13 protein-coding genes and 1 tRNA gene are annotated in these 16,089 nt (G+C 48.0%); 6 read left to right on the forward strand and 8 right to left on the reverse strand.

The window, feature by feature from the left end:
• Positions 1–108 precede the first annotated feature (108 nt).
• The 3 genes from hisF to hisB all read right to left on the reverse strand — a co-directional run bounded on the left by hisF (position 109) and on the right by hisB (position 2,233).
• The gene (gene hisF / locus OLMES_RS20500) at positions 109–879 is read right to left on the reverse strand and encodes an imidazole glycerol phosphate synthase subunit HisF (protein ID WP_087462976.1); all 771 of its coding nucleotides are present in this window, start codon (positions 877–879) and stop codon (positions 109–111) included.
• Between the two features lie 84 nt (positions 880–963).
• Complete coding sequence (hisH, locus tag OLMES_RS20505; RefSeq protein WP_087464595.1) at positions 964–1,623, reverse strand: imidazole glycerol phosphate synthase subunit HisH; 660 nt, start codon at positions 1,621–1,623, stop codon at positions 964–966.
• Between the two features lie 16 nt (positions 1,624–1,639).
• The gene (hisB, locus tag OLMES_RS20510) at positions 1,640–2,233 is read right to left on the reverse strand and encodes an imidazoleglycerol-phosphate dehydratase HisB (protein ID WP_087462977.1); all 594 of its coding nucleotides are present in this window, start codon (positions 2,231–2,233) and stop codon (positions 1,640–1,642) included.
• A 237-nt stretch (positions 2,234–2,470) separates the two neighbouring features.
• On the opposite strand from hisB, the gene mutY reads away from it, so the two are divergent.
• A complete protein-coding gene (gene mutY, locus OLMES_RS20515; protein WP_087462978.1) occupies positions 2,471–3,694 on the forward strand; it encodes an A/G-specific adenine glycosylase in 1,224 nt (407 codons plus the stop codon).
• A 33-nt stretch (positions 3,695–3,727) separates the two neighbouring features.
• Here the strand turns inward: mutY and OLMES_RS20520 are convergent, their stop codons facing one another.
• Complete coding sequence (locus OLMES_RS20520; RefSeq protein WP_087462979.1) at positions 3,728–4,678, reverse strand: diguanylate cyclase domain-containing protein; 951 nt, start codon at positions 4,676–4,678, stop codon at positions 3,728–3,730.
• A gap of 189 nt (positions 4,679–4,867) precedes the next feature.
• Between OLMES_RS20520 and OLMES_RS20525 the strand changes: the two genes are divergently transcribed.
• The 3 genes from OLMES_RS20525 to OLMES_RS20535 all read left to right on the forward strand — a co-directional run bounded on the left by OLMES_RS20525 (position 4,868) and on the right by OLMES_RS20535 (position 7,120).
• Positions 4,868–5,149 (forward strand): oxidative damage protection protein, encoded by a 282-nt coding sequence (locus OLMES_RS20525; protein WP_087462980.1) that lies wholly within the window; start codon positions 4,868–4,870, stop codon positions 5,147–5,149.
• 164 nt (positions 5,150–5,313) lie between these two features.
• Positions 5,314–5,389 (forward strand) — tRNA-Phe (locus tag OLMES_RS20530).
• 207 nt (positions 5,390–5,596) lie between these two features.
• Positions 5,597–7,120: a hypothetical protein gene (locus OLMES_RS20535; RefSeq protein WP_157678423.1), complete on the forward strand. Its 1,524-nt coding sequence runs from the start codon at positions 5,597–5,599 to the stop codon at positions 7,118–7,120.
• On the opposite strand, the gene OLMES_RS20540 is transcribed toward OLMES_RS20535, so the two are convergent.
• Entirely contained in the window at positions 7,095–8,003 is a 909-nt protein-coding gene (locus OLMES_RS20540) for a GGDEF domain-containing response regulator (RefSeq protein WP_232465377.1), read from the reverse strand. The two genes, OLMES_RS20535 and OLMES_RS20540, sit on opposite strands and share 26 nt — an antisense overlap.
• Before the next feature lie 263 nt (positions 8,004–8,266).
• Between OLMES_RS20540 and OLMES_RS20545 the strand changes: the two genes are divergently transcribed.
• Complete coding sequence (locus tag OLMES_RS20545; RefSeq protein WP_157678425.1) at positions 8,267–8,992, forward strand: hypothetical protein; 726 nt, start codon at positions 8,267–8,269, stop codon at positions 8,990–8,992.
• A gap of 21 nt (positions 8,993–9,013) precedes the next feature.
• Here OLMES_RS20545 and OLMES_RS20550 read toward each other — a convergent pair whose 3' ends face one another.
• Genes OLMES_RS20550 through OLMES_RS20560 form a run of 3 tightly spaced genes read right to left on the reverse strand, consistent with a single transcriptional unit; the run spans position 9,014 to position 14,570 of the window.
• Complete coding sequence (locus OLMES_RS20550; protein ID WP_087462984.1) at positions 9,014–9,940, reverse strand: GGDEF domain-containing response regulator; 927 nt, start codon at positions 9,938–9,940, stop codon at positions 9,014–9,016.
• Entirely contained in the window at positions 9,927–13,421 is a 3,495-nt protein-coding gene (locus OLMES_RS20555; RefSeq protein ID WP_087462985.1) for a response regulator, read from the reverse strand. The genes OLMES_RS20550 and OLMES_RS20555 overlap by 14 nt, the downstream gene beginning before the upstream one ends.
• A 15-nt stretch (positions 13,422–13,436) precedes the next feature.
• Positions 13,437–14,570 (reverse strand): ABC transporter substrate-binding protein, encoded by a 1,134-nt coding sequence (locus tag OLMES_RS20560; protein ID WP_087462986.1) that lies wholly within the window; start codon positions 14,568–14,570, stop codon positions 13,437–13,439.
• A 343-nt stretch (positions 14,571–14,913) separates the two neighbouring features.
• On the opposite strand from OLMES_RS20560, the gene OLMES_RS20565 reads away from it, so the two are divergent.
• Positions 14,914–16,080: a 3-phosphoglycerate dehydrogenase family protein gene (locus tag OLMES_RS20565; RefSeq protein WP_087462987.1), complete on the forward strand. Its 1,167-nt coding sequence runs from the start codon at positions 14,914–14,916 to the stop codon at positions 16,078–16,080.
• Positions 16,081–16,089 lie beyond the last annotated feature (9 nt).

Below are 16,089 nucleotides of genomic sequence, written 5' to 3' on the forward strand. Positions count from 1 at the left end.
CCGGTGTTTGCATCTCTCGAGGAAACGGGATCTCGAGAGATGCATACAACCTTGCTTAAACAGACTAGTTACCCTAAGCAGAACACTTAAAGGCCGCTTAGAAAAGCATTAACGGACTTCCACACCTTGGTCTGCCATAAACTGCTTGGCTTCCGGTATCGAATATTCGCCAAAATGGAAGATACTGGCAGCCAACACCGCATCAGCACCACCTTCTTTAACGCCATCCACCAGATGCTGAAGATTACCAACACCACCAGAGGCTATAATTGGAATAGAAACGGCCTCGCTGATCGCTCGTGTTACACCCAGATCAAAACCATTCTTCATGCCGTCACGATCCATGCTGGTCAGCAGAATTTCACCCGCGCCCATTTCGGCCATTTTTCGAGCCCATTCAACCGCATCAAGTCCGGTTGGCTTGCGTCCGCCATGGGTGAAGATTTCCCAGCGGTCAGTCTCACCTTCGGCACTGACTTTTTTCGCATCAATAGCAACCACAATGCATTGACTGCCAAATCGCTCTGCTGCCTCGCGAACGAACTCCGGGTTGAACACCGCAGCGGTATTAATACTGACTTTATCTGCACCGGCATTTAACATGCGCCGGATGTCTTCAACGGTACGAATACCACCGCCCACTGTTAATGGAATGAACACCTCGCTGGCCATTTTCTCCACGGTGTGCACCATCGTCTCCCGATCTTCATGGCTGGCGGTAATATCCAGAAACGTGATTTCATCCGCGCCCTGCTCATTGTAACGCTTCGCGACCTCCACAGGATCGCCTGCGTCGCGAATATCAACAAACTGGACACCTTTGACCACGCGCCCTTTGTCCACATCCAGACAGGGGATTATCCGTTTTGCCAAACCCATGTGTTTACCTTTTTCTCATTGGCGGCAGTACCAGAATACCACCGCAGATGTTTGTACTATGCATATCGAATAATGCGTAAGTGCTCAGAGGTTACCGCTCCAGTGAGCAAAGTTTTTCAGCAGCTGTAACCCGGCCTCATGACTCTTTTCCGGGTGGAACTGGACGGCAAAGACATTGTCCCGACCGACCGCAGCGGCAAGCTTCTTACCATAATTTGCGGAACCATAAACCGAACCATCAGCAGCGGGCTCTGCATAATAACTGTGCACAAAATAAAAGCGGCTCTGATCCGGTATCCCATGCCACAAAGGATGATCCTGATCCTGGCTCACCTGATTCCACCCCATATGTGGCACTTTCAGTTTCACAGGAGCTTCACCCAACTCAGGATTACCGATTAATGGCTCACCAAAATAGCGTACTTTTTCCGGGAACAAGCCAAGACAGTCAACGCCATTGTTTTCCTCACTATGGGACATCAGCGCCTGCATCCCGACACAGATTCCGAGAAAAGGTCGATCCTTTGCTGCGGTACGAACCAGATCATCAAATCCGAGCCTTCGAATTTCGGCCATACAATCACGGATCGCACCAACACCCGGTAATAATACACGATCTGCATCCAGCACTGTTTTTGGATCAGCGGTCACCAAAACCCGAGCATCAGGCGCCACATGCTCTAATGCCTTGGATACCGAGTGCAAATTGCCCATCCCATAGTCAATTACGGCAATAGTATTCATACTGACAGTACTCACTCTACAAGCAACCTTTTGTGGAAGGCATAATACCCGCCATGCGTGGATCAGGCTCCAATGCCATACGCAATGCACGACCAAAGGCTTTGAACACCGTTTCAATTTGATGGTGGGTATTCAAACCTCGGAGGTTATCAATATGCAGTGTGACCAGGGCGTGATTGACAAACCCCTGGAAAAATTCATAGAACAAGTCCACGTCGAACCCGCCTACGGAGGCCCGCGTGAACGGGACATGCATTTCCAGGCCGGGTCGTCCAGAAAAGTCGATTACAACGCGGGATAATGCTTCGTCCAGCGGCACATAGGCATGGCCATAGCGACGGATACCTTTTCGATCCCCCAATGCCTTGTTAACCGCTTGCCCGAGGGTAATCCCCAAATCTTCGACGGTATGATGCGCATCAATGTGTAAATCGCCATTTGCCACAATATCCATATCAATCAAACCATGTCGGGCAATTTGATCCAACATGTGCTCTAAAAACGGTAGCCCGGTATTTTGTTTAATGTCACCGGTACCGTCCAGATTAACTGCGACCGTGATTTGAGTCTCAAGCGTATTACGTTCGACTCGGGCTTTGCGCTCTGCCATTTGGATCTCCACATCTGTCTCGCGTAACACTCAGGCTGTTTATTACCTTCAGTCTACGCAGATAAATCATACTGAACCCGCGATTATACCTGTTTCCTCATCTATCGCACAGATCGCTTCCGATTTTTGATTAGGGATACCTGTAAATTTCCTCTAGAATGGAGCCCAAGCACTCTTTGGGCAAGATATGTTAATCATAAATGTACAATTTGACCCGCTAGATAAATTTGACCCGCAATGACAAGACAGATTTCACTATTCGAAATGATGCCATCCGACAATCCTTCATTTTCATTCAGCGAAAAATTACTCCACTGGTTTGACCAATTTGGTCGCAAGAACTTGCCCTGGCAGCACAACAAAACAGCTTACCGGGTCTGGATTTCCGAAATCATGTTGCAACAGACTCAAGTGACGACGGTTATCCCCTACTACGAACGGTTCATGCAACGGTTTCCCGATATCGAAAGCCTGGCCCAAGCCAGTGTGGATGAAGTGCTCAGCTACTGGGCAGGTCTCGGCTACTATGCTCGGGGCCGCAACTTGCACAAAGCGGCAGTCACGGTCATGGAGAACTTCGCAGGTGAATTTCCCGACAAACTGGAAGATATCCAGTCACTACCTGGAATTGGTCAATCCACAGCGGGTGCCATCGCATCGATCGCACTGAAACAACGCGCTCCGATTCTTGATGGCAACGTAAAACGTGTTCTGGCTCGCTTTGCGGCAATAGAAGGTTGGACTGGAGAAAAATCTGTCAGTAATCAACTCTGGAAATTAGCCGATGAACTCACACCCCATCAGCGAGTAGATGAGTATACACAGGCCATTATGGATCTCGGTGCAAGCCTGTGCAGTCGCCGTAACCCGGATTGTGGCCAGTGTCCAATGCAAAGCGCTTGTAAAGCGTTTGCACAAGGACGACAAAACGAATTACCGACGCCAAAGCCGAAATCTAAAAATCCGGTAAAAGAAGCCTGGATTTTAGCAATCCGCGACGCTCATGGACGTCTTCTGTTTCAAAAAAGGCCACCAACAGGCATTTGGGGCGGGCTTTGGTCTTTGCCGCAGGTTGAGCGCGATCTAAACATCGCACAACTCCCGGATTACATCGCCTCACAGCTAGGGCTACAGGGTCAGTACAAGGCGGAGGCGACCCCTTTCGAACATCAGTTCAGTCATTTCAAGCTGGTGCTCCACCCCATTCTGTTCGAGTGCGAAAACCCGGTATCAGAAGCAGTCGGAGAATATAGCCTGGAAGGAATAGTGAGTCACGAGGTGCAAGGGAGCTACAAAATTCAAGAGGCCCACAAAATTCAAGAGGGCTTCACCGACAGCCAGTTCTATAGCAGAGCACAATGGCGAGAGATTGGATTGCCAGCCCCCATTAAAAAACTTCTTGGTTCAGGCAGCCTGCCGATCAAAGAGCAAATTGAACTCGGGATAACAGAGGATAGCTGATTAATCATTGCCAGGAAGCGCGTGACTGACGCGTTATCCCTCCGGCAAAAAATCTTCGCTGAAGTGCACTCTGTTTCGGCCTGACTGCTTGGCTTGATAGAGGGCTGCATCTGCACGCTTTAAAAAGTCTGACGGTGTGGTCCCGATTTTCGGCACATCAACAAAAACCCCGACACTCAAAGTCACAACATCGGCAATCGAGGATTTAGCGTGGGGGATCGCCAGATCCATAACGACTGACCGGATTGATTCTGCTATGGCACGGACATCCTCCTGCTCCACCCCCACCATCATGACTGCAAATTCCTCACCACCATAACGTGCGACGAGGTCAGTGGTTCGACGACTCACTGTACCCAAGGCATTGGCAACACTTTTCAGACAGTCATCGCCCTGCAAATGGCCGTAGAAATCATTATAAGCTTTGAAATGATCAACATCACACATGATAACCGTTAACGATTGAGCGCTACGCTGGCAACGGGCTACTTCATGAGCCAGATAGCGATCCAGATAGCGTCGGTTTGCAATCCCGGTCAAGCCATCAATATCAACCAGCTTCTTGAGGTGTTCATTGGCCTCCTCGTAATCGCGGGTAATCTGTATCAACTTGGAACGCATAGTGGCAATACGTTGCATCGCCATCATTTTTGCGGACAGTGTTTTGTGGTCAATGGGCTTGGCAAGATAATCATCCGCTCCAGCCTCGATACCCGCAGCGATATCCTCAGCAGAAAAGCAGGCACTTAGAAAGATGATCGGAGTCCAGTTATCTTCAATTTCCCTGATTTTTCGGGCCGCATCCTGTCCCTTCATAACCGGCATGACCTCATCCATAATCACCAAATCTGGGCTGTGCTCCTTGTACAACTCCACAGCCTGCGCACCATTCTCACCGATGACCAACTCATGCCCCAAATCCTGTAAAAAACTCTCCAGGATCATACGATCAACCAAAGAGTCATCAACGAGCAGAACCTTCATTCAATCCCCAAAATTTCCCTGAGCACAAGCAGACTGTTTTATTATCGATATTAAAATATTTTTCATTCAGTTAGTGTAGCCAATATGGCTGGATACTTCGAGTCTCAACTTTATAATTGGTTCTTTTCATTAGCATAATTTTATGAGCATCGGTTACACTTTGTTCAGACTGATAGAAGAGGTAAAGAAATGACTCGGCAAGTAATGTGCAAAAAGTACCAAAAAGAACTGGAAGGCCTGGATTTCCCCCCCATCCCGGGCCCGAAAGGCCAGGAATTGTTCGAAACGATCTCCAAACAGGCCTGGGGAGAGTGGCTACAACACCAAACCATGCTGATCAATGAAAAACGCCTGAGCCTGATGGACCCCAGAACCCGCGAGTACTTGAACGAACAAATGGAAAAGTTTTTTTGTAACGCAGACGACATGGATCAGGCAGAGGGCTATGTTCCGCCATCAGAAACCCCTTAAATTTGACGACTTTTTAATCAACCACCTGTAAAAAAGATCAATCAATAGTCAAAAACAAAGATTTAAAATTTTTTTTACATTAATGCTTGACTATTAATCCCAAAAACCTTTTAATACGCCCCGTCGCAACGAACGGCAGCAACAAAACGTTCACACAGCGATTAGCCCAGATAGCTCAGTCGGTAGAGCAGGGGATTGAAAATCCCCGTGTCGGTGGTTCGATTCCGCCTCTGGGCACCACTTATTCAAGAGCCTCGCACAATGTGCGGGGCTTTTTCGTTTCTACCACATTTTTTCCTGCATAGCATTTCTTTTCAATCCATCGACAACGCCTTAGTGACCCTCTCGATATCCGTATCGCTCTGCAACCCGGATAAAATCGACTATATTTTAAACTGATACAGTTTGATTAAAGTCCATGACGGTATTCAGGTGATGAACAGGTACGTGAAACTAGCAATGTGCACACTGGTGTGTAGCTATAATGGTTACGCTTCAGCGCTTGAGGCTCCGTACCGCTTTCTGGAGCCGGGTGAAACCGTTACCTTGCAAGCCAATGCCGTAGTGTTGGGTGCATCCGGATCGGAGACGGTGATCGTCAAGCTGTCTCCAGAAGTGGTGCTGGACGGGAATATTGAACGTGTAGAGTTACCGGAGGAGCTTTCCAATTACCGCTTTTCAATTTCAGGCACGGTGATCGAGATTTCCGAGGGGAACAAATCCATTGTTACCTTTTTGGGCTTGAACCAGTCCCCTACCCTGGTTTTCTCCGATGGGAATACCCGGCTCTCGCTTAATGCACTGGATGATGCGACCCTTGGTGGTGTATCCATTCCCGGCACACCCAGTGTATTAGATGTTGTGCTGAATCAAGATGATAACGCAGCAGACACTTCCCCGGCCTTCAACTTTCTTCCCGACGAGGGCATCAGACAGACCTGTGCTGCGGTTCCCAGAATTGGTTACGACACTGATTCTGAAACTTACTATTTATACCACAGCAGTGAGCTGACGAGCGGAGGCTCTACTATTTTCTCCAGTTCCGCAAATGGCTTTGATTTCAGTGCACCGCAGAGTGCCGGCACATTAATCAAAGACACCACAGCAAATATGCCTCCGCTTTGGGGAGACAAAACCGCCTTTCCGCAAATCGTCCGGCTCCCCACTCCGACAGAAAGCGAGACCTGTGGAGCGATTAATTACCGGATTTTTTCTGCGAGCGGTAATCTCGGCCAAGGGTTTGGCTCCACGCTAACCTCAAGCTGCTCGGAGGAAGGCCGCTGGTTTTTAGCGGAGGGCAATACTCTGGCCACCTCTGAAGATGGCGGCAACATGGGAGTCTCGACAGCGATCACAATGAATAACCTTATTCATGTGTTTACCATGGACGGTAAATCACCCAATACCGAAAACGAGTATCGTCACCGGGTGTGGCACTATCAATCGACAGACGGCACAGGTAATACGATGGAGCTCATGTCCGACGACCCTCTCAATAACGGCCCCACAATTGAAGCGAAAGATCGGCAAAATGATCCTATGGCATTTCAGTATGGTGACGGGCATTTTATTATTCTAACCATGAAACAACACAATGGTCCCATCAGCCCTCAAAACGTTGTAACAGGCGAGATTTATGGCTGGGAAATTCGTGATACAGACCCAGAATCGGTCGCACCACTCCCGCCGAAAGATGGTGATGAAAATCAACCTCTACTGACAGTCGAAGATTTTGTCGCTGCGGGTCATGATGTCTACAGTATTAATGATCCCTCCATGATTCAGATCACTGAACAATCATACCGGATGTATGTGGGTGCACTCGTCAACATTACCCGCTACCCCGAATATACCGGGCTCAGTGAATGCGCGGTTCAATTTGGTGAGGATATAACGCAATACGCCTGGGTGATATTGTCAGCAACAGCGACCTTGGATAAATCCACTACGAATCAGTCGCTTCGAAAATAATGCGATTTCGCCCTTCTCTTTTGGCGACATACAATAATCGATCCGCAGCTTCAAGCAGCGCCGACGATGTCATTCCCTGTTCAAACTGCACACCGCCTCCACTCGCTGTAACAAACTTGGAAACCGATGAATTCGGGTGCGGGTACGCAAAATCCTCAAAGGTTTTCACAATACGATCTGCAACCACCTGTGCTCCTGCGAGGTCGGTATTGTGCAATAAAACAGCGAACTCTTCTCCGCCATAACGGGCGACGAGATCAGCGGGGCGACACATTGCTTTGAGCAAAATTGTGGCGACGACCTTCAGGCACTCGTCACCGGCCTGGTGACCTGCAGTGTCGTTAAACTGTTTGAACTGATCAATATCCAGAAGAATAAGCGCAAGAGGTGACCGGTCAGCATTAGACTTTGTGATTTCAAGGTTTACCGCGTTATCGAATCCACGGCGATTGATGAGGCCTGTTAATTGATCCCGATTGGCGATTTTTTCCATATTGATCTTGGATTGGTGGAGCTCCTCCTGAATCAATGCAAGACGCTCCATGGCATGAACCATTGCCTCCAACACTTCCGGCACAATCGGCTTGTAGAGGTAGATATCCCCGCCAGACCGAATACCCTCAACGAAAAACTTTGGTTCTGTTTTTGCGCTCAAAAAGATTATGGGAAACCACACGGACTTATGTTCGCGAATCGCTCGAGCCGTCTCGAAACCATCCATACCCGGCATTTCGACATCCAGCAGCATTAAATCAACTTTTTGGCTTCGATAAATATCCAGAGCAACCTGACCACTTTCCGCTTCAGTAACATCATGCCCCATCTCACGTATAACTGTTGAAGTGACACTGCGCATTGACTTTTGATCATCCACAACTAGCACATTCAATTTACATTCTCACCTATTCTGAACTGGTTGTACTAAAGTTAGCAGAAAACCGTTTAACCATCAGCGTTTACTGCACATCAGCACAACCCAACCACTTAATTTAAACACATAAACTGAAAACACATTTGTATGTTTTGCTGATTCAGGTTTCATAATAAGTTACTGATTCACATCCAATCTGCATAAAACAAGTGTACAATGCGCAATCCTTTTTAGTCTTTATGTACCATTTTGGTGACAATCGTATCGGTGTCGGCATGACAAACAATAAATCATGGTTTGAGCGAAACAAGAAGAAGTCTATTCGTACATTGGTGGATAAATCCTTCATTCTGGATACTGCGGCAGTCTTGATGAAGTCCGGTTACCTGCAACGAATCGCTCTTCCGCCAAAGTTGTTTTTGGATGGCCTGCAGGTCCGGATCGATATCAACGAAGTATTGACTGAAGAGGCGTTCTATAACATTTTCCTGCCACTCATGAATGATCAGGGTAATCAGGAAGACGCCATTGAAGCTTTCACCCACAACCCTCTGTTCCGAAAATTCATGTCCGAGTTGCTGTATAACAACATCAAGGGCTTTCTGCTGGATAAGAACTTTTTAAAACAAGTGCCCATCGCTGGTCGGGTATTGAAAGCAGGCCAGACTATTGGCAAGAAGGCAGGCGAACGCTTCTCGGGGTTATCGAGCAATATTGAGCTGCGGATTAAAAGCTTTATTGAACAAAATATTGGAACCGTAACAAACTTCACCGTCAACTATGCCCGAAAGGCGACCACACCGGACACCATTGAAAATATTCTGGAATTCGTCTGGGATCACCTTCAACACCAACGAATCGCGGTGCGTCTGAATTTGAACAACACCGCAGAACTGGATATTGAGGCGGTAATTTTGCATCTACTGGATGCATTAATCGAGGGGGTACTGGAAAAATACGGGGATAAAAAACTCGGCGACTTTCCGATTTTCTTCAACTGAACCTTTGGACGTCAACAGGCCCTAATTTTTGCTCAGATCCGTAAAGTGCAGTTGATTACGACCCTGAGCCTTGGCTTCATAGAGTAAACGGTCCGCCACATCGACCAACTCACGCGGCGTTCCGATTTGTACTTCAGGAATCGCAACGGCAAGACCGATACTGATCGTGACATGTCCGCAGCAACAAGATGCTTCATGGGGAATTTGTAACTCTTCGATACTTTTGCGCAACATCTCTGCAACATACTGTGCACCTTGGCCATTGGTTTCCGGCATGATGACCACGAACTCCTCCCCGCCATATCGTGCCACCGTGTCCGGCGGACGCTGCAAAGTCTGATCGAGACAGCGCGCAACTCTGCGCAAGCAATCATCCCCGGCGGTATGGCCATAAAAGTCATTGTAGTTTTTGAAATAATCCACATCGATCATCATCAAAGCCAGCGGGCTTCGGCTTCGTTGCGTGCGCTTCCACTCTTCATCCAGCAATTCATTGAACTTTCGACGATTGTAGATATTAGTCAGGCCATCGATATGAGCCAGCCGCTGCAACAAGTCGTTTTTCAACTTCAATTCAAGATGCACTTGCACCCGCGCCTTCACCACGGCAGGCACGAATGGTTTGGTGATATAATCGACAGCTCCGGCCTTGAACGCCCGTTCTTCGTCCATGGCTTCTGAGACTGCCGTTATGAAAATCACAGGAATATCCTGTGTCCGGGGATTTGCCTTCAGCGCTGCACAGACCGCATAGCCATCCATCCCTGGCATGAGAATATCCAACAAGATTAGATCGGGTAATGGGTCAGTATTGGCCTTCTCAATCGCGATCTCGCCTGAGGTTGCGGGTATCGTCGCATATTCGCTTTTCAACGTTTCGATTAACATCCGGATATTTTCAGCGATGTCGTCAACAATCAGAACTCTCTGCTTTTTACTTGATACCATCTGAATATCCTTGTGATTTAGCAATTCTCCCTCCAAGTTTAGCCCCCATTTCCGCTAGCAAACGCTGTGTTTCACGCTCATCAAACTGACTGACGCTTTGCTCCAACTGATCCAGATACGCAGCAGTGGCAGCATCCGAATGCTGCTCACGCAACGTAGCAATCAATACCAGTGCTTCCCCATAATCATGTTGTAATAGCGACCTCAACTGACCCAAGCCCTCAACCAGTGTTCGGGAATTTGCAGAAACGGGCAGTTTGGCACCATTTTTTGATACCGGCTCCTGCTCAAATCGCTCCAAAGCATGCAACAAGGTGTTCAAGGCCTGTACAAAATTTTGCCACTCTGAAGACGATTCCACAGACACATTTGCATTATCGACACTCTTATTTAACCGATTCTCAAGCTCCCCCGCAAATCCAGCCAGAGCTGTGGCCCCAAGATTTCCCGCCAGCCCTTTCAATGTATGCACAATATGAATCACCGATATCAGCTGCTTTACCGCCAACTGCGACTGAATTGCCTGATCAATTCCTGCATAGCGATGATAGAACTTCAACAACAGCTCCCGATAGAGGCCTCGGTTATGGGCAACACGCTGCAACCCGGCGTCAGTATCAATGCACTCCAGGTATTCGGGAAACTCCAGCAAAACAGGGTCAATGTGTTGCCCATCATCCATTATGGACAGACCATCCCCTTGCGCCGATATCCATCTAAGCAAAGCAACAAATAATTGCTGACTGTTAATTGGTTTGGTGAGGAAGTCATCCATCCCCGCCGCCATACACTTCTCTCGCTCCTGAGGTAACGCATGGGCCGTCATGGCCAGAATAGGAAGCGGTGCCCTGCCATCCTGACGACCGGCTTCCCATCTCCGAATGAGTCTGGTTGCCTGCAAACCATCCATGACCGGCATTTGAATATCCATAAGCACGGCATCAAACTGGAATTCCTGAACAGCTCGCACGGCCTCCTGACCATTATCAGATACAACAACGTGTATTTTTGCGCTCTCCAATAACTCTTTTGCCACTTGCTGGTTGATATCACTGTCTTCAACCACCAGAATACGGGCGCCTTGTAACCGACTGACTTCCGGGGGAATACCGTATCTTTGCAAACGGGTTTGCTGAGAACGGAGCAGGCGGCTGCCAAAAATATCCATCAAGGTATCGAACAATGCTGACTGGCTCACCGGCTTGGTTAGAAAAGCACTCACTCGTTCAGGACTAACCTCCTCCACTAATCGACCGTCTTTATCAAATGCCGAAATCAAAACAATGGGTAAATGCTTAAATTTGGGGTTGCGCTTAACGAGATCGATTAACTCCAAGCCACTCATGCCTGGCATACTCCAGTCTGTTACAAGCAAGTCGAATGCCATTTCACTCTCTGATTGCAATAATCCCCAGGCTTCAGTGGGATTATCAAGGGTCGTTACCTTAAATCCGAATGAGCGGAGCATCTTATCCAATACCATTCGCGTTACCGGTACATCATCCACCAACAAAATAGACAGCCCCGCAAGCTCCATGGGAATTTGGGCCGGTGCATTTGACTGGCTGCCGAGGTGAAACGCAACAGCAAAGCTGAATGTGCTGCCTTTTCCAGCTTCACTCTCAACTTTGATTTCGCCCCCCATGAGCTCAACTAACTGCTTACAAATCGCCAATCCCAACCCGGTTCCACCGTATTCTCGCGTGGTCGAAGAGTCCACCTGGCTGAAGGATTCAAACAGCTGCGCCTGTTTCTCTTTCGGAATTCCTATGCCGGTGTCTGTAACGGCAAACTCCAATGATACCGTACGCTCACAACGATCCAGCACCGAAATGGAAATGACAATCTGCCCCTGATCTGTAAACTTGATCGCATTACTGGTTAAATTTGTCAGTATCTGACCTAATCGGACAGGGTCCCCGACTAGATTCCAGGGAATCTGAGGTGAAAAGGAGAACACAATTTCCACGCCTTTATCAGCGGTTTCCATATAAAACGTGCCAGAAAGATTTTCTAATACCTCTGGCAGAAAGAACTCGGTATTTTCCAGATCCAGTTTACCGGCCTCAATCTTGGAAAAGTCCATGATGTCATTAATAATGTTTAACAACCACTTGGCTGAAGCGAGCACCTTTTTGAGGTAATCTTTTTGTCTGGGTGTGAGCGTGGTATTGAATGTAAGCTCAGTCAAACCAATGATGGCATTCATCGGCGTACGAATTTCATGGCTCATACTGGCCAGGAATTCACTTTTCGCTTGGGTTGCCATCTCTGCAGTGACTTTCTCCTGCTCTGCCCGTTCTTTCTCCAACCGCTCAGTGATGTCAAAAATCGTGCCTTCAAAATAGGCGGCATCACTCTCTTCACAGTGAACCAGCCTGATATTTACGGAAGCCCAGAACTGCTTACCATTTTTGGTTCTAAAATGAAGCTCCTGATCTTTCATCAATCGGCGCTTTTGCAATAGATCAATGAGATTTGCCCAATCCACTGCCTGCACCAGTCCGTATTCGAAAAAGGGTCTGGGTTCGCTCATCAACGCATAAGCACTGGAAAAGCCAAACATACCTGCCATCGCTGAATTTGCACTGAGCACGCGCCCCTTTGTATCAATCTGAAAAATACCTTCAACACAGTTTTCAAAGATGCTTCGGTATTTTTCTTCAGCCTGATGCAGGTTCTGGTATGCAAAATCCAACGAATCAACCATTTGCGAAAATGATTGCGCCAGTGTACCCAGCTCATCGGGTTGGGTATCAAGTTCATTCAAATCCTGCCTGATTTTTCGCAATACGTTCGCCAGTTTCACAAATTCTATCTGTTCTGTGAGATTGGGGAGTGTTTGCTCAGTTTCCCGGGACTGCCGGACGATATGCGTCAAGCGATAAGCCGGTTTTAATACCAGACGGGTTAGCAAGGTGTTCATGAGAAACAGCACCAGCACGAACAGGGTCAGTATCAAACTGGCAAAAATGAAAAGTATCTGCCGGGTTTGCTGTTCAAGACTCATCAGTGAGTAGCGAATTCGACAGTAACCAATATTTTCGCCATAGGCACTAATTAACCGGGTAAATGTGAGAACTCTGTGCCCCTGCCAGGAGTCCGTTCGGTAGTGCTGCGCTGTTTGCGCCAAATCATGAAGCTCTGCAGAATTTAAATCCGAAGCCGATGCGGGATCCGATGTAAGAATTAATCGACCCACCTCGTCAAAAACACTCATCGACACGAAATTCTCACGCTTCAAATACTGGTCGAAGGTTACTTTGAGTGCTTTTTTCTGGAGCGCAAAGATTTCATTCGCCAGCTTTTCAGACTGCTGGTGCAGCAAATCCTCCAGAGAGGCTTCCACTTGTTGAATTGCGTCGGCGCGACGTTGCCCCTCATAAACGGCCAATAAAACACTGAATATAAGTGTCACAATGAGCAGTGTTGCGATGATTGCGGTATTTATTTTGAGGCGAAGATTAGATCGAATAGGCACAGTTAAATCGCCACCTCAGGGTTGAACCATGTCATGAAACTGAACCGTACCATCGACAATCTTCATGACAGCAGCCTGCTTTATTGAATCTCCAAACCGGTTAAATGATATGGCACCGGTAACGCCTTCGAATGACTTGGTTTTTGCCAGTTCATCACGAATCTTGGGCCGATCAAGGGTGCCCGCCCGGGAAATGGCCTCTGCCAGAATCATCGCGGCATCATAAACCACAGCGGCGAACTCGTTTAAATCATATCGCTGCCGGTAACGATGAACAAAGTCACGACTTTTCGGCGTATCCAGATCTTTTGTCCAGTGGCTGGTGAAGTAACCCGATTTTAAATCCCGCCCGCCATTTGAAAAGAAACGTTGATATGCCCAGCCATCCCCGCCCAGAAAAATAGCGTGAATGCCCATTTCCTGAGCCTGCTTCACAATCAATCCGCTCTCATCATGTCCCGGCACAAAAAGCACATCAGGTTTAAGTTGAGCCGTTTTTTTCAGCATATCTCTGAAATCAGTATCATCCTGTTTGTATTCGAACTCCCTGAGAACCTTGCCTCCAAGCCCGTTGTAGGCGTCTCGAAATGCTTCCGCCAATCCCAGACTGTAGGCACTGGTAATTTTAGTGATGATGACCGCTGTCCGGGCCTGAAAAGAGTCGCGAACAAATTTCGCCAATGCTTTGCCTTGAAACGAATCGATGAAGCATGCACGAAAGATATAATCCCCCTTGCGCGTCACTTCCGGATTGGTTGAATCCGGACTGATCATCGGGATGCCCGCCGTTTGCAATACCGGCGCTATGGCAAGTGAATGCGAGCTCCAGGAAGCGCCAATTACGGCAATAACGCCCGAATCGACCGCTTTCTTGGCCGCCAGTTTGGATTGAATTGGCGTGCTGGCGTTATCAAATTCCAATAATTCGACAGTTCGCCCTAATAGCCCCCCCCGGGCATTGATTTCATCCACAGCGAAACGGGCCGCTTGAAAATGGTGGAGATTTGCCGAAGCTGCAGCTCCGGTTTTGGCAAAAATAGCACCGATTTTGATTGTTTCTGTGCTATCTGGATTGCCCGATTCAGCCTGACAGAGCGGACTAAGAAAAATAAAAATGACCAACAATATCTGACAATACACTGCTATCATCCAGCCTTGCCCTCAAATCGATATGTGATGTGACTACTAAACATATACATACCTCTTGTGATCACCACCTTCTGGTGCCTGTTCATTCAGTATAGCCTTGAATGGACTCATGAGAGCGACGAGCTTTGATGGTACCGTGACCGCACACCGGATGCTACACGACCAAAGTGATTCTGATCAATAAATAGGACTTTTTTAAAAACATCCCTGAGTTGCAAACCACGATAATCGAATTAAGCTGAAGGAACAGCACTCATTCGACTTCATTTTCAGAAGAAAGTACCGACTGACGCATTATCTGAAGTACAGAGTCTGCTGTCCCCCACGACAGGAAGGACGACTCATGTATCAAATAAGAACTTACAATAGCATTGCCATAGAAGGGCTAGAGCAATTTTCACGGGATAAGTATGAAGTTGCCAGTGAATTACCCCAACCCGACGGTATTCTGGTTCGCAGTGCCAATCTGCTGGATCTCGTATTTCCACAACAACTCACCGCAGTAGCCCGTGCAGGCGCAGGTGTAAATAACGTCCCGGTAGAACGCTGCACCCAACAAGGAATTGTGGTATTCAATACTCCGGGAGCCAATGCCAATGCAGTGAAAGAACTGGTTATGGCGGGCTTACTGCTCGCGTCCCGCGGCATCTACACCGGCCTGCAATTCACCGCAGGATTAACGGAAATAGATCCAAAATCGCTGTCCACCGTTCTGGAGCGGGAAAAAAAGAACTTCAAGGGACAGGAGTTAATGGGCAAAACCCTGGGTGTCGTCGGGTTGGGCGCAATTGGCTCAAATGTGGCCAATATGGCTTTGAATATGGGCATGAAAGTAATTGGATTTGATCCCGCCCTCTCTGTCGAGGCGGCCTGGCGCTTGCCTTCTCAGGTACAGAAAGCGGAAAATCTGCAGCAGCTTCTTGGCCGTAGCGACTATATTACGCTTCACGTACCGGCAATACCCGCAACGAAAAATCTGGTCAATCAGGATACATTGGCCTCGTTCAAAACCGGTGCCCGATTGCTCAACTTTTCTCGAGAAGCCATTGTTAACACAGATGATGTTTTAACCGCTCTCGATCAGGGCAAACTGACCAGCTACGTTACGGACTTTCCCGCCCCTTCACTCATGGGGCGTCAGGATGTGATTGCCATGCCACACCTGGGTGCCAGTACCCGGGAAGCCGAATCGAACTGTGCGATTATGGCCGCTCAACAGCTTGTTGATTTTATTGAACACGGCAACATTCGAAACTCAGTAAATTTTCCCGCCTGTGAACTGGAACGTACAACCGGTTACAGAATCTGCTTTGCCAATCAGAATGTGCCCAAGGTACTCAGCCATGTATTGAATCTGTTAGCCGATCAAAACATCAACGTCGTTGAAATGTTAAACAAAAGCAAAGATGACATCGCCTACAATATATTGGACGTAGAAAGCGCGCCATCCCCTGTTTTGCTGGATGCCATTGCGCATACCGAGCATGTATTCCACATGCGCTCTCTGTAAAGACTCAAT

The sequence above is a fragment of the Oleiphilus messinensis genome (genome assembly GCF_002162375.1).
Classification (GTDB): Bacteria; Pseudomonadota; Gammaproteobacteria; order Pseudomonadales; family Oleiphilaceae; genus Oleiphilus; species Oleiphilus messinensis.